Genomic DNA, 13,610 nt, shown 5'->3' on the forward strand with positions numbered 1-13,610 from the left:
ATGGCGTCTAGCCATACATCCGGCGCATCGCGAACTCGACCATCTGCTCGACGGCCTTCGCGTCGAACACCATGCGGTGCTCGCCCTCCATGTCGAGGACGAAGCCGTAGCCGGTCGGCAGCAGGTCCAGCACCTCGGCGCCGGTGATCACGAAGTACTTGGACTCCTTGCCCGCGTACCGGCGCAGCTCCTTGAGCGTGCTGAACATCGGGATCACCGGCTGCTGAGTGTTGTGCAGGGCGAGGAAGCCGGGGTTGTCGCCGCGCGGGCAGTAGACCTTCGACGTCGCGAAGACCTGCTGGAAGTCCTCGGCGGCCATCTGCCCGGTCGTGAACGCGCGCACCGCGTCCGTCAGGGAGGGCGGGGACGGCTCGGGGTACAGCGGCGGCTGCTGTCCGTACCCGCCGGACATCGGCTGCTGCGGAGGGGCGTACTGCCCTTGCGGGCCCGCTGTCTGGTCGTAGCCGTACATGAGCGCAAGAGTACCGAGAGCGGCCGGGCGGGCGGGCCGGTACGGCAGGCCCGGCAAACCGACAGCGACTTGACAGCGCCGGCTCGTGGATCGCCGTGCGCGACGCTCGTAGCGTCGAACCATGAACGGACGCCATGACGAGGGCCCGCACGAGCACGACAGGGGCCTCTCCTACGATCTGCCCGTCCTCGCCCGCCGCCGGATGATCCGGCTGATGGCGGGCGTGAGCCTGGTCCCGCTGGTGGGCTGCACCACGGAGGAGAAGACCACGGCGTCCCCCTCCTCCTCCCCTGCCTCCTCGCCCGCCGGGTGCGCGGAGATCCCCGAGGAGACGGCCGGACCCTTCCCCGGCGACGGCTCGAACGGCGTGAACGTCCTGAAGGAGAGCGGGGTCGTCCGCGGCGACATCACCAGGAGCTTCGGCGACTCCGCGGGCGGCACCGCCGAAGGCGTACCCCTGACGATCACCCTCACGGTGGTGGACGCCGCCTCCGGCTGCGGGACCCCGAAGCAGGGCGCCGCCGTCTACCTCTGGCACTGCGACCGGGACGGCGCCTACTCCCTGTACTCCGAGGGCGTCACCGAGGAGAACTACCTGCGGGGCGTCCAGGAGACGGACGAGAAGGGCCAGGTCACGTTCACGAGCATCTTCCCCGGCTGCTACCAGGGCCGCTGGCCGCACATCCACTTCGAGGTCTACGGCAGCCTGGCCGACGCCACCGCCGCCACGTCCATCACGAACACCTCGCAGCTCGCCTTCCCGAGGGACGTCTGCGATGCCGTGTACGCCACGGAGGGCTACGGCGACAGCGTGCGGAACCTGAGCAGTCTCTCCCTGGAGGACGACAGCATCTTCAGCGACGGACACGAGCGGCAGCTGGCGACGATGACGGGCAGTACGGGGGACGGCTACACCGCGGCCTTGACCGTTCCGGTGTGACCTGTCACAGATGACCGGATGGGGTTGCATCTTATTACTGGCGGGTAGCATCATCGTAGCTACTTGTTGGTACGTGAACTAGCGCGAGGAGCCAGTGCCTCGCCGATCTCTCTAGGGAGCCGGGAGCCGTCGCCATGGGGCACTACAAGTCGAATCTCCGCGACATCGAGTTCAACCTCTTCGAAGTACTCGGGCGCGACAAGGTGTACGGCACCGGCCCGTTCGAGGAGACGGACGTCGAGACCGCGAAGAGCATCCTGGAGGAGATGACCCGCCTCTCGGAGAACGAGCTGGCCGAGTCCTTCATCGACGCCGACCGCAACCCGCCGGTCTTCGACCCGGAGACCAACACCGCGCCGGTCCCCGCGTCCTTCAAGAAGAGCTACCAGGCCTTCATGGACTCCGAGTACTGGCGCCTCGGCCTGCCCGAGGAGATCGGCGGCACCACCTCGCCCCGCTCCCTGATCTGGGCGTACGCCGAGCTGATCCTGGGCGCCAACCCGGCCGTGTGGATGTACTCCTCGGGCCCGGCCTTCGCCGGCATCCTCTTCGAGGAGGGCAACGAGGTCCAGAAGCACATAGCCAAGTTCGCCACGGAGAAGCAGTGGGGCTCCACGATGGTGCTCACCGAGCCCGACGCGGGCTCCGACGTGGGCGCCGGCCGCACCAAGGCCGTGCAGCAGGAGGACGGCTCCTGGCACATCGAGGGCGTGAAGCGCTTCATCACGTCCGGTGAGCACGACATGTCGGAGAACATCCTCCACTACGTGCTGGCCCGCCCCGAGGGCGCCGGCCCCGGCACCAAGGGCCTGTCCCTGTTCCTCGTCCCGAAGTACCTCTTCGACTTCGAGACCGGCGAGCTGGGCGAGCGCAACGGCGTCTACGCGACGAACGTCGAGCACAAGATGGGCCTGAAGGCCTCCAACACCTGCGAGATGACCTTCGGCGACCAGCACCCCGCCAAGGGCTGGCTGATCGGCGACAAGCACGACGGCATCCGCCAGATGTTCCGCATCATCGAGTTCGCCCGCATGATGGTCGGCACGAAGGCGATCTCCACGCTGTCCACGGGCTACCTGAACGCGCTGGAGTACGCCAAGGAGCGCGTCCAGGGCCCCGACCTGGCGAACTTCATGGACAAGACCGCGCCCAAGGTCACCGTCACCCACCACCCCGACGTGCGCCGCTCGCTGATGACGCAGAAGGCGTACGCGGAGGGCATGCGCGCCCTGGTGATGTACACCGCCTCGGTCCAGGACTCGATCCAGATCAAGGAGGCCGCCGGCGAGGACGCCTCCACCGAGCACGCGCTCAACGACCTGCTCCTGCCGATCGTCAAGGGCTACGGCTCCGAGAAGGGCTACGAGCAGCTCGCCCAGTCGCTGCAGACCTTCGGCGGCTCCGGCTTCCTGCAGGAGTACCCGATCGAGCAGTACATCCGGGACTCCAAGATCGACACCCTCTACGAGGGCACCACGGCCATCCAGGGCCAGGACTTCTTCTTCCGGAAGATCGTCCGCAACCAGGGCGCCGCACTGAACTCCCTCGCCGAGGACATCAAGAAGTTCCTGGCGCTCGGCACGGGCGGCGAGGAGCTGGCCGGTGCCCGCGAGCACCTCGCCAAGGCCGCCGTCGAGCTGGAGGCCATCGTCGGCCTGATGCTGACCGACCTCGCGGCCACCGAGCAGGACGTCAAGAACATCTACAAGGTCGGGCTCAACACCACCCGCCTGCTGATGGCCTCCGGTGACGTCGTCGTCGGCTACCTGCTGCTCAAGGGCGCGTCCGTCGCGGCCGAGAAGCTGGAGACCGCCTCCGCCAAGGACAAGGCCTTCTACACCGGCAAGATCGCCGCGGCCAAGTTCTTCGCCGCCAATGTCCTGCCGGGCGTCACCCTGGCCCGCAAGGTCGCCGAGGGTGTCGAGCTGGACCTGATGGAGCTGGACGAGGCCGCGTTCTGACCCTCACGTCCTCTGTTCGAGGGCCTGTTCCCTTCCAGGGGAACGGGCCCTCGTCCGTCGTTAAGGTGAACCCATGAGCGAACCAGCCCGCTTCGACCGCGGCCACACCGACGACCTCATGACCTTCCTGGCGGCGAGCCCGTCGCCGTACCACGCCGTGGCCACAGCTGCCGAACGGCTGGAGAAGGCAGGCTTCAGGCAGGTCGCCGAGACGGACGCCTGGGAAGGGACGAGCGGCGGCAAGTACGTGCTGCGCGGCGGCGCGATCATCGCCTGGTACGTGCCGGAGGGCGCCGCACCGCACACGCCGTTCCGGATCGTCGGCGCCCACACCGACTCCCCCAACCTGCGCGTCAAGCCGCTCCCCGACAGCGGGGCGCACGGCTGGCGCCAGGTGGCCGTGGAGATCTACGGCGGACCGCTGCTCAACTCCTGGCTGGACCGCGACCTGGGCCTCGCGGGCCGGCTGACCCTGCGCGACGGCTCCACGCGCCTGGTCAACGTCGACCGGCCGCTGCTGCGCGTCCCGCAGCTCGCCATCCACCTGGACCGCTCAGTGACGGCGGACGGCCTCAAGCTCGACAAGCAGCGGCACATGCAGCCGGTCTGGGGCCTGGGCAACGACGTGCGCGACGGCGACCTGATCGCCTTCCTGGAGGAGACGGCCGGCATCCCCGCGGGCGAGGTCACCGGCTGGGACCTGATGACGCACTCCGTGGAACCGCCCGCCTACCTGGGCCGCGACCGCGAACTGCTGGCCGGCCCCCGCATGGACAACCTGCTGTCCGTGCACGCCGGCACGGCGGCCCTCGCCGCCGTGGCCTCCGGTGCGTCCAAGCCGGCCTCCATCCCGGTCCTGGCCGCCTTCGACCACGAGGAGAACGGCTCCCAGTCGGACACCGGCGCGGACGGACCGCTGCTCGGCAACGTGCTGGAGCGCTCGGTGTTCGCCCGCGGCGGCTCCTACGAGGACCGGGCCCGCGCCTTCGCCGGCACGGTCTGCCTGTCCTCCGACACCGGCCACGCCGTGCACCCCAACTACGCGGAGCGGCACGACCCGACGCACCACCCGCGCGTCAACGGCGGTCCGATCCTCAAGGTCAACGTCAACAACCGCTACGCCACGGACGGTTCGGGACGCGCCGAGTTCACGGCGGCCTGCGAGGCGGCCGGCGTGCCCTTCCAGTCCTTCGTCTCCAACAACTCCATGCCCTGCGGCACCACGATCGGCCCGATCACCGCCGCCCGGCACGGCATCAAGACCGTCGACATCGGCGTGGCCATCCTGTCGATGCACAGCGCACGCGAACTGTGCGGAGCCGACGACCCGTTCCTGCTCGCGAACGCGTTGACGGCGTTCCTCGAGGGATAGAACGAGCTGTCACCGCATGGGTGTTCCCCTCGGGGGTACCCGGTGTGCGGACCGGAACGACCGGACCGTACAGGGAGGCGACACTCATGGGCCTCGGCGGATGCATCATCCTCATCGCCGTGGGAGCCATCCTCACGTTCGCGACCGACTGGGACATGCAAGGGGTCAACGTCGACCTGGTCGGCGTGATCCTGATGATCGTCGGACTGATCGGCGTCACGACGTTCAGCAGCATCGCCAGGCGCCGGCGCGTGGTAATGCCACCCACGACGCCGGTCGTGGACGACGGACGGCGCCCCACGCGGGACGGCTACAGCGACGGGTACGGGGTGTGATCCCCGCCCGGATCAGGTGTCCATCCCGGCAAGGACCAGGGGCAGCCGGTCCGTCCCCGACTCGGTGAGACGGACCGGCACGCCCCAGTCCTGCTGGTGGACGTGACAGGCCGGGTACTCGTTGTCGGGGTCGTCGTCGCAGGAGGCGGCCATCGCGGAGACGTGCAGCACACCCTCCGGCACGGAGGGGTCGAGTTCGAGGGCGCGGGACAGCTCGGTTCCCGCGCCCTCGCCGTCGGTCAGCAGCTCCGGAGGGGTGGAGGAGACCAGCAGACGCGTGGACGGGCCGTACCTGGTGTCCAGCTTCTGGCCCGCCGGAGCCTGGAAGATCACGTCCAACCGGAGCCGCCCGGGGGTGACTTCGGTGGCCTCCCGCTGCGTACGGTGGGCGACCTCGGGCACCTTCACCGCCTCCTCCGGCAGCCGCAGCCGGGTCAGCCGGTGGCGGGCGGACTCCACGACCACGATGTCGTCGCCGACGAGCACCGCGTCACTGGGCTCGCGCAGATCCGTGGCCAGGGTGGTGACTTCACCGGTCGCGGGGTCGTAGCGACGCAGGGTGTGGTTGTAGGTGTCGGCGACGGCGACGGACCCGTCCGGCAGCGCGGTGACGCCCAGCGGGTGCTGGAGCAGGGCCTGTTCGGCGGTGCCGTCCCGGTGGCCGAAGTCGAACAGGCCGGTGCCGACGGCGGTGTGGACGGAGCCGTCGGGATCCACCCAGCGCAGGGCGGACGTCTCGGAGTCGGCGAGCCAGAGGCGGTCGGGGGCGGCGGCGAGGCCCGAGGGCTGCGCGAACCAGGCCTCGGCCCCCGGGCCGTCCACGAGCCCCTCGTTCGTCGTCCCGGCCGCGACCGCGACCGTGCCCTCGGCCGGGTCGTACGCCCACAGCTGGTGGACGCCGGCCATGGCGATCCAGACCTTGCCCTGCCAGAGGGCGACGTCCCAGGGGGAGGAGAGGTCGACCTCGCGGGCCGGGCCCGAGGTGGGTGAGCCCTGCCACCACTGCCGGCCCGTGCCGGCGAGGGTGGTGACCTCGCCGGTGGTGACGTCCAGCCGCCGCAGCGCGTGGTTCACGGTGTCGGCGACGACCACCGAACCGTCGTCGAGCAGGGCGAGCCCCTGCGGCTCGCTGAAGGTGGCCGTGTCCGTCGGTCCGTCGGCGAACCCGCGCGCACCGGACCCGATCCTCCGCACCACGCTCTCGCCGTCCTCGGCGAGTTCCACCAGCTGGTGCCGGGTGGTGTCACTCACCAGGAAGGTCCCGGACGGCAGCAGCAGCGCCTTCCCCGGGAACCGCAGCACCGTCGGCTCCGGCTCCGGCGCCACATACGGCCCGTCCCCGCGCCGCAGCGTGCCCTTCGCCTCGTGCTCGGCCTCCAGCTCCGCGACCAGCCGCTCGATGGCGTGGGCATGCCCCTCACCGGCGTGTTGCGCGACGACGTACCCCTCGGGGTCGATCACGACGAGCGTCGGCCAGGCCCGCACGGCGTACTGCTTCCACGTGGCCAGCTCCGGGTCGTCGAGCACCGGGTGCTCCACGCCGTAGCGCTCGACGGCGTCCACCACCGCCTGGTGCTCGGCCTCGTGCACGAACTTCGGCGAGTGCACTCCGATGACCACGACCGTGTCCCGGTGCTTGGCCTCCAGCTCGCGCAGCTCGTCCAGGACATGCAGGCAGTTGATGCAGCAGAACGTCCAGAAGTCGAGGATGACGATGCGTCCTCGCAGGTCGGCGAGGGTGTACTGCTGCCCGCCCGTGTTCAGCCAGCCGCCCTTGCCGGTCAGCTCGGGGGCGCGGACGCGGACACGTCGGGATGCGGTGTCGGTCATGCGTCCAGGGTGTCATCCGGCACTGACAGCCGGTCCAGCGCGTGACCGGTCGTGGCGTCCACGTGCTCGGGCACGTCGTCGTGGCGGTCGCCGACCGTGAGGGTGCCGGTGGGCTCGAACACGAGGATCGCGGTCGGGACGGGGGCGCACGGCTTGTGCTCGGTGCCACGCGGGACGGTGAAGACGCTGCCCCGGGGGAGCACGACCGTGCGCTCACCGGACGGCTCGCGCAGGCCGATGTGCAGCTCGCCGTCGAGGACGAGGAAGAACTCGTCGGTGTGCTCGTGGACGTGCCAGACGTGCTCGCCCTCGACCTTCGCGACGCGGACGTCGTAGTCGTTGACGGCGGTGACGATGCGCGGGCTCCACTGCTCCGAGAAGGAGGCCAGGGCGTGGGCGAGGGAGACGGGTTCCTGGGTCATGAGGCGATCTTCAGGGGTTTCGCGCGTCTGGCACGAGTGCTAGAAATCGCACATGCCGCAAGGATCCTCGCACCGCCCCCACCAGGTCGCCGTGATCGTCGACGAGGGCACCAACCCCTTCGAGGTCGGTGTGGCCACCGAACTGTTCGGACTGCCCCGGCCCGAGCTGGGGCTGCCGGGGCCGTTGTACGAGGTGACGCTGTGCACGCCCGCGCCGGAGATCCGGATGAACCACGGCTTCTTCACGCTCACGGGCGCCTTGGGCCTGGACGCCGTGGACCGGGCGGACACGCTGGTCGTGCCCGGCCGGCCGGACAACGTCGTACCGCGTGCCCCCGCCGTGCTCGACGCCATCCGGCGCGCACACGCGCGTGGCGCCCGGATCATGAGCTTCTGCACCGGCACCTTCGCGCTGGCCGAGGCCGGACTGCTGGACGGGCGGCGGGCGGCGACCCACTGGCGCTGGGCGGACTCCTTCCGCCTGCTGCACCCGAAGGTGCTGCTGGAGCCGGACGTGCTGTTCGTGGACGAGGGCGACCTCCTCACCGCCGCCGGCAGCGCGGCCGCGCTCGATCTCGGGCTGTACGTCTGGCGCCGGGACCACGGCGCCGAGATCGCCAACCACGTCTCCCGGCGGCTGGTGTTCGCCGCGCACCGGGACGGCGGGCAGCGGCAGTTCGTGGAGCGCCCGGTGCCTCAGGTGCGGGACGAGTCCCTGGCACCCCTGCTGGAGTGGGCGCAGGAGCGGCTGGGCGAGCCGCTGACGGTGGCGGACCTGGCCGCACGCGCGCGTGTCAGTGCCGCCACGCTGCACCGCCGTTTCCGCGCCCAGCTCGGCACGACACCGCTGGCGTGGCTGACCGGGGAGCGCGTGGCGCTGGCCTGCCGGCTGATCGAGCGGGGCGAGGAACGGCTGGACGTGGTGGCGGCCCGCAGCGGCCTCGGCACGGCCGCCAACCTCCGGACACGGCTGCGGCGGGTGACCGGGCTCAGCCCGTCGGCCTATCGACGGCGTTTCGGAGCGGGCGCCGGGGAAGCCCTGGTGTCATGAGATTCCTCGTGTACGACCGGCTCCTCGGCTTCGGCGACGACTACTGGATCGAGGACGACCGCGGCTCCAAGGTGTTCCTCGTCGACGGCAAGGCCCTGCGCCTGCGGGACACCTGGGAATTGAAGGACACCCAGGGGCACGTCCTCGTCGACATCCACCAGAAGATGCTCGCCCTGCGCGACACGATGGTGCTCCAGCGGGGTGGCGAGCCGCTGGCGACGATCCGCCGGAAACGGCTGTCCCTGCTGCGCAACCACTACCGGGTGTCCCTGGCCGACGGCAGCGTGCTGGACGTCAGCGGCAAGGTCCTGGACCGGGAGTTCGCCGTCGAGTACGACGGGGAGCTGCTGGCGGTGATCTCCCGGCGGTGGCTGACCGTACGGGACACCTACGGCGTGGAGGTCGTCCGCGAGGACGCGGATCCGGCCCTGCTGATCGCGGTAGCGGTGTGTGTGATCCACCTGGCGGAGAAGGAGCGGGAGGAGTGAGGACGCGAGTGCGCTGGGTGCGCTGAGGACGCGCCCTCAGGGCCTGCGAGGAGTCTGGAGCCCCAGCACCCGGTCCTTCAGCGCCGGAAACTGCTCCCGCGTCGTCGCGACCTTTCCCGGGTCGAACTCCACCGTCAGCACCTCCTCGTCGGCGCCCGCCGCGGCCAGCACCTCGCCCCACGGGTCGACCACGATCGAGTGACCGGCCTGGGGAACTCCGGCATGCGTCCCGGCCGTTCCACACGCGACGACGAACGACTGGTTCTCGACCGCCCGCGCCTGCGCCAGCAGCGTCCAGTGGGACCGGCGGCGCTCCGGCCAGCCCGCCGGGACCACGAGCGTCTCGGCACCGGCGTCGACCAGACCGCGGAACAGTTCGGGGAACCGGAGGTCGTAACAGGTGCCGAGGCCCAGTGTGGTCGACGGCAGACGGACCGTCACCAGCTCGGCACCCGCGCTCATCAGCACGGCCTCGCCCTTGTCGAAGCCGAAGCGGTGGATCTTGCGGTAGACGGCGGCGAGGTCGCCGGAGGGGGAGAAGACGAGGGAGGTGTTGTACAGGGGACCGTCCGGGTCACGCTCGGGGATGGAGCCCGCGTGCAGCCACACGCCCGCGTCGCTCGCGGCCTTCGCCATCGCCTCGTACGTCGGCCCTTCGAGCGGCTCGGCCTCCTGCCCGAAACCCTCGTAGGCGAAGGCACCCGTGGTCCACAGCTCCGGCAGGACGACGAGATCGGCCCCGGCCTGGTCCCGGACCATCGAGGCCACTCGTCGGCGGCGGGATTCGACCGATTCGCCCTCGTCTACGGCGATCTGGATCACAGAGGCGCGCACACTACCACCGTCCTGGCATTCGACCCGTCCACAAGGGCTTCCCCCCGGGCCTACGATCGTCACACGAAAGCACTGCCGGGGTGCCTCACAGCAGCGTAACTTAGCTGCCAAGACACCCGCCGACAGCCGCCACCTCCCACTGGCAACGCCGCCACCACCTGCCCGTGCACCGACCGCCGAGGGGTCCCGTTCCGTGAGTCTGCATCCCACCCTCCAGCCCTACGCCGACGCCTGGACCCACTCCGTCGAAGCGATATCCGAGCTGCTCCAGTCGCTCGCGGAGGCCGAGTGGAACCGGCGTACGCCGTGCCCCGGGTGGTCGGTGCGGGACGTGGTCTCCCATGTCATCGGCCTGGACTGCGAGATGCTGGGCGACCCGCGCCCCATCCACACGCTGCCGCGCGACCTCTTCCACGTGACGAACGACCACCAGCGCTACATGGAGATGCAGGTCGACGTCCGCCGTCACCACACGGCGCCGGAGATGACCTCCGAGCTGGAGTACGTGATCATCCGCCGCAACCGCCAGCTGCGCAACGAGTCGCGTGACCCGGGCACGAAGGTGCGCGGCCCGCTCGGCACGGAGCTGACCCTCGAGGAGTCCATGCGCCGGCACGCCTTCGACGTGTGGGTGCACGAGCAGGACCTGCGCACGGCCCTCGGCCGGCCCGGCAACCTCGACTCCCCCGGCGCGCATGTCGCCCGTGACGTGCTGCTCGGCGAACTCCCGCGCGTGGTCGCCGAGGACGCGCAGGCACCGCGCAGCTCGGCCGTCGTCTTCGACGTCCACGGTCCCATCGAGTTCCTGCGCACGATCCGCGTCGACATCCAGGGCCGCGGCACCCTCGAAACGGCCCCCGCCCTCGGCCCCGCCGCCACCCTCACCCTCGACTGGGAGACGTACGTACGCCTGGCCTGCGGCCGCGTGACACCGGAGTCGGTGACCGACAGGGTGAAGACGGAAGGCGACCCGGAACTGACGGCGGCGATCCTGCGCAACTTCACGGTGACGCAGTAGCCGAGCTGCGGCCGCCGATCCCGCTGAGCTGCGGGCAGTCGTGCCGCTAGGGGCGGCACGGGTGGGCGCAGCGGCACCTCGCCACGCCGAGCTGCGCGCCCACCCGCCCCCAGTACCAACGGACAGTGCGGCGAAAACCCCATGCCGGCCGCGCCCCGCCCCCCGTACCGTCCCTGCGCATGACAACCCCACCCCGCCACACGCGCCTCACTTTCCACGGCCCCCTGTCCGAAGCACGGGCCGGCCGGCTCGTGACGCGCCTGTCCAGCAACGCCCCCACGACCGTCCTCGACATCGGCTGCGGGTGGGGCGAGCTGATGCTCCGCGTCCTGGCCGCCACCCCGGAGGCAACCGGCACCGGCATCGACATCGACGCCGATGACCTGGCCCGCGCCCGCCAAGCCGCCGAAGAACGGGGACTCACCGACCAGGTCCGTTTCCTCGAGGAATCCGCCACCGAAACCCCCCACGGCCCCGCCGACCTCGTCCTGTGCGTCGGCTCCGGCCAAGCCCTCGCCGACCAACTCCCCGAGGCCCTCGCGGAACTGCGCCGCCTGGTCACCGACCACGGGCGCATCCTCCTCGGCGAAGGCTTCTGGCACCGCACCCCGACCGACGCCGAGCTGGCCCGCATGTGGCCGGACGCCAAAGCCACCGACCATCCCGACCTCGCCACCCTCGTCGGCCTGGCCGTCGACGCGGGGTTCCGGCCGGAGTGGACGGAGACCGCGAGCCTCGACGAGTGGGAGGAGTTCGAGTCGGCGTACCTCGCGGACGTCGAGGTGTGGCTCGCCGAGAACCCGGGGCACCCGCTCGCGGCCGAGACCCGGGAGCGCGCCGACCGGCACCGAGCCGCCTGGCTCACCTACCGCGGCGTTCTCGGGCTCGCGTACCTCACCCTGGTTCCGGTGGCGGCCCGTTGACCTATGCCGGCACGTGCACCGTCTCCACCCGGCTCGCCACCAGCCGCTCCCGCTCGCGCCGGGCCGCCTGCTTGCGCAGCCGCAGGATCTGCGCGACCCCGAGCGCCTGGAACACGAACACGGCCGAGAAGGCCACGGTGTAGTCGTCGCCGGTGGCGTCTAGCAGCACGCCGACCGCGAACAGCGTGGTCATGGAGGCCACGAAGCCGCCCATGTTGGTGATGCCGGAAGCCGTGCCCTGCCGCTCGGGCGGGTTCGCCGGGCGGGCGAAGTCGAAGCCGATCATCGACGCTGGCCCGCATGCCCCGAGCACCGTGCACAGCACGATGAGCAGCCACATCGGGGCGTGCGGGCCGGGGTAGGCCAGCGTCGCCGCCCACAGGGCCGCCGTCGTGCCGACCGTGCCGAGCGCGAGGGGCAGCCGCGCCCCGTGGTGCCGGGCGACGATCTGCCCGTAGACCAGGCCGACGGCCATGTTCGACAGCACGACCAGGGTGAGGAGCTCGCCGGCCGTGGCCCGGGACAGTCCCTGCGCCTCGACGAGGAAGGGCAGGCCCCACAGCAGCAGGAACACCATCGCCGGGAACTGGGTCGTGAAGTGCACCCACAGCCCGAGCCGCGTGCCCGGCTCGCGCCAGGCGGCGGCGATCTGCCGCCGTACGTAGGCCGCGCCCTGGTGCGGGAGCGGCTCCGGCTCGTGGCCCTCCGGGTGGTCCTTCAGGAACAGCAGGACCAGGACGAACACCACGGCCCCGGCGACCGCGCTGCCCGCGAAGGCCGGCGTCCAGCCGATGCCGTGCAGCAGCCGGGCCAGGACGAGGGTGGAGACGAGGTTGCCCGCCATGCCCACGAGCCCCGCGAACTGGGCGACGAGCGGCCCGCGCCGGGCCGGGAACCACCGGGTGCCGAGGCGCAGCACGCTGATGAACGTCAGCGCGTCACCGCAGCCGAGCAGCGCCCGGGAGGCGAGCGCCATGCCGTACGACGGGGAGAACGCGAAGCCCAGTTGCCCGGCCGTGAACAGCACCGCCCCGAGGGCCAGCACCTTCTTGGTGCCGAGCCGGTCGACGAGCAGGCCGACGGGTATCTGCATGCCCGCGTAGACCAGCAGCTGGAGGATGGAGAAGGTGGAGAGCGCGGAGGCGTTGACGTGGAAGCGGTCGGCGGCGTCGAGGCCGGCGACGCCCAGGGACGTGCGGAAGATGACCGCGACGAAGTAGACCGAGACGCCGATGCCCCAGACGGCCAGCGCGCGCCGGCCGCCCGGCGGATCGCCCGGCAGCGTGCCGCTCATCGGACCTCCCCCCGGGCCAGGTGCGAGAACCAGCCGACGTGCCGGCGGACCAGCGCGACGGCCGCCTCGGCATCCCCGGCGCGCAGCGCCTTGAGGATCTCCTCGTGCTCGGCGAGGGTCTTGGCGATCCGGTCGGGGTGGGAGTGCATGACGGCGACGCCCATCCGGAGCTGGCGGTCGCGCAGCTGGTCGTAGAGCCGGGAGAGGATCTCGTTGCCGCCGCTGCGGACGATCTCGGCGTGGAAGCAGCGGTCGGTGACGGCGGCTCCCGCGAGGTCTCCGGCGGCGGCCTGCTTCTTCTGCCGGGCCAGCAGCTCCTCCAGGCGCTCGATGAGCCCGGCGGGCGCGGGCACCGCCTTGCGCGCCGCGTGCTCCTCGACGAGCAGCCGCGTCTCGACGACGTCGGCGATCTCCTGCGCGGAGACCGGCAGGACGAGGGCGCCCTTCTTGGGGTAGAGCCGGATCAGCCCCTCGGCCTCCAGCCGGAGCAGCGCCTCGCGCACCGGCGTGCGCGAGACCCCGACGGCCTCGGCCAGCTCGCCCTCGGTGAGGAGGGTCCCGCCCTCGTAACGTCGCTCCAGGACGCCCTGCTTGACGTGGGTGTAGACGCGGTCGGCGGCGGGAGGTTGCTTCACGGCCAAGGTCATGCCGACAACATAGATACAACAGG

The 13,610-nt window shown here is 71.0% G+C and carries 14 protein-coding genes; 8 read left to right on the forward strand and 6 right to left on the reverse strand.

What is annotated here, in order from left to right:
* Positions 1 to 7: 7 nt before the first annotated feature.
* Positions 8 to 472, reverse strand: coding sequence for an SseB family protein (locus ACZ6TU_RS07305; protein ID WP_030846788.1), 465 nt, complete (start codon positions 470 to 472; stop codon positions 8 to 10).
* Positions 473 to 593: 121 nt separating this feature from the next.
* Here ACZ6TU_RS07305 and ACZ6TU_RS07310 point away from each other — a divergent pair, with 121 nt between their 5' ends.
* The 4 genes from ACZ6TU_RS07310 (at position 594) to ACZ6TU_RS07325 (ending at position 5,080) form a co-directional block, all read left to right on the forward strand.
* Entirely contained in the window at positions 594 to 1,412 is an 819-nt protein-coding gene (locus tag ACZ6TU_RS07310; protein ID WP_469547261.1) for an intradiol ring-cleavage dioxygenase, read from the forward strand.
* Positions 1,413 to 1,546: 134 nt separating this feature from the next.
* On the forward strand, positions 1,547 to 3,373 hold the full coding sequence (locus tag ACZ6TU_RS07315; RefSeq protein WP_467679242.1) for an acyl-CoA dehydrogenase: 1,827 nt from the start codon (positions 1,547 to 1,549) through the stop codon (positions 3,371 to 3,373).
* A gap of 73 nt (positions 3,374 to 3,446) precedes the next feature.
* Positions 3,447 to 4,745 (forward strand): M18 family aminopeptidase, encoded by a 1,299-nt coding sequence (locus tag ACZ6TU_RS07320; RefSeq protein ID WP_467679244.1) that lies wholly within the window; start codon positions 3,447 to 3,449, stop codon positions 4,743 to 4,745.
* Positions 4,746 to 4,831: 86 nt separating this feature from the next.
* Positions 4,832 to 5,080: a DUF6458 family protein gene (locus tag ACZ6TU_RS07325; protein WP_467679246.1), complete on the forward strand. Its 249-nt coding sequence runs from the start codon at positions 4,832 to 4,834 to the stop codon at positions 5,078 to 5,080.
* Positions 5,081 to 5,092: 12 nt separating this feature from the next.
* Here the strand turns inward: ACZ6TU_RS07325 and ACZ6TU_RS07330 are convergent, their stop codons facing one another.
* Together ACZ6TU_RS07330 and ACZ6TU_RS07335 are read right to left on the reverse strand one after the other, a co-directional pair.
* The gene (locus ACZ6TU_RS07330; RefSeq protein ID WP_469547264.1) at positions 5,093 to 6,910 is read right to left on the reverse strand and encodes a thioredoxin-like domain-containing protein; all 1,818 of its coding nucleotides are present in this window, start codon (positions 6,908 to 6,910) and stop codon (positions 5,093 to 5,095) included.
* Positions 6,907 to 7,332: a cupin domain-containing protein gene (locus tag ACZ6TU_RS07335; RefSeq protein WP_467679250.1), complete on the reverse strand. Its 426-nt coding sequence runs from the start codon at positions 7,330 to 7,332 to the stop codon at positions 6,907 to 6,909. Before ACZ6TU_RS07335 ends, ACZ6TU_RS07330 begins: the two co-directional genes overlap by 4 nt.
* Before the next feature lie 52 nt (positions 7,333 to 7,384).
* Between ACZ6TU_RS07335 and ACZ6TU_RS07340 the strand changes: the two genes are divergently transcribed.
* Together ACZ6TU_RS07340 and ACZ6TU_RS07345 are read left to right on the forward strand one after the other, a co-directional pair.
* Positions 7,385 to 8,383 carry a GlxA family transcriptional regulator gene (locus tag ACZ6TU_RS07340; RefSeq protein ID WP_467679252.1) on the forward strand — a complete coding sequence of 333 codons (999 nt, stop codon included), beginning with the start codon at positions 7,385 to 7,387 and terminating at the stop codon, positions 8,381 to 8,383.
* Positions 8,380 to 8,871: an LURP-one-related/scramblase family protein gene (locus ACZ6TU_RS07345; RefSeq protein ID WP_469547267.1), complete on the forward strand. Its 492-nt coding sequence runs from the start codon at positions 8,380 to 8,382 to the stop codon at positions 8,869 to 8,871. Before ACZ6TU_RS07340 ends, ACZ6TU_RS07345 begins: the two co-directional genes overlap by 4 nt.
* Positions 8,872 to 8,907: 36 nt before the next feature.
* Here ACZ6TU_RS07345 and ACZ6TU_RS07350 read toward each other — a convergent pair whose 3' ends face one another.
* Positions 8,908 to 9,705, reverse strand: a complete 798-nt coding sequence (locus ACZ6TU_RS07350) for a carbon-nitrogen family hydrolase (protein WP_467679256.1) — start codon at positions 9,703 to 9,705, stop codon at positions 8,908 to 8,910.
* A gap of 193 nt (positions 9,706 to 9,898) precedes the next feature.
* Between ACZ6TU_RS07350 and ACZ6TU_RS07355 the strand changes: the two genes are divergently transcribed.
* Both ACZ6TU_RS07355 and ACZ6TU_RS07360 read left to right on the forward strand, forming a co-directional pair.
* A complete protein-coding gene (locus ACZ6TU_RS07355; RefSeq protein ID WP_467679258.1) occupies positions 9,899 to 10,723 on the forward strand; it encodes a maleylpyruvate isomerase family mycothiol-dependent enzyme in 825 nt (274 codons plus the stop codon).
* Between the two features lie 179 nt (positions 10,724 to 10,902).
* A complete protein-coding gene (locus ACZ6TU_RS07360) occupies positions 10,903 to 11,646 on the forward strand; it encodes an SAM-dependent methyltransferase (protein WP_467679260.1) in 744 nt (247 codons plus the stop codon).
* A 1-nt stretch (position 11,647) separates the two neighbouring features.
* Here ACZ6TU_RS07360 and ACZ6TU_RS07365 read toward each other — a convergent pair whose 3' ends face one another.
* Positions 11,648 to 12,940, reverse strand: coding sequence for an MFS transporter (locus ACZ6TU_RS07365; protein WP_469547270.1), 1,293 nt, complete (start codon positions 12,938 to 12,940; stop codon positions 11,648 to 11,650).
* Positions 12,937 to 13,587 (reverse strand): GntR family transcriptional regulator, encoded by a 651-nt coding sequence (locus ACZ6TU_RS07370; RefSeq protein WP_467679264.1) that lies wholly within the window; start codon positions 13,585 to 13,587, stop codon positions 12,937 to 12,939. Before ACZ6TU_RS07370 ends, ACZ6TU_RS07365 begins: the two co-directional genes overlap by 4 nt.
* Positions 13,588 to 13,610 lie beyond the last annotated feature (23 nt).

This window comes from Streptomyces sp. NPDC052064 (genome assembly GCF_055585925.1).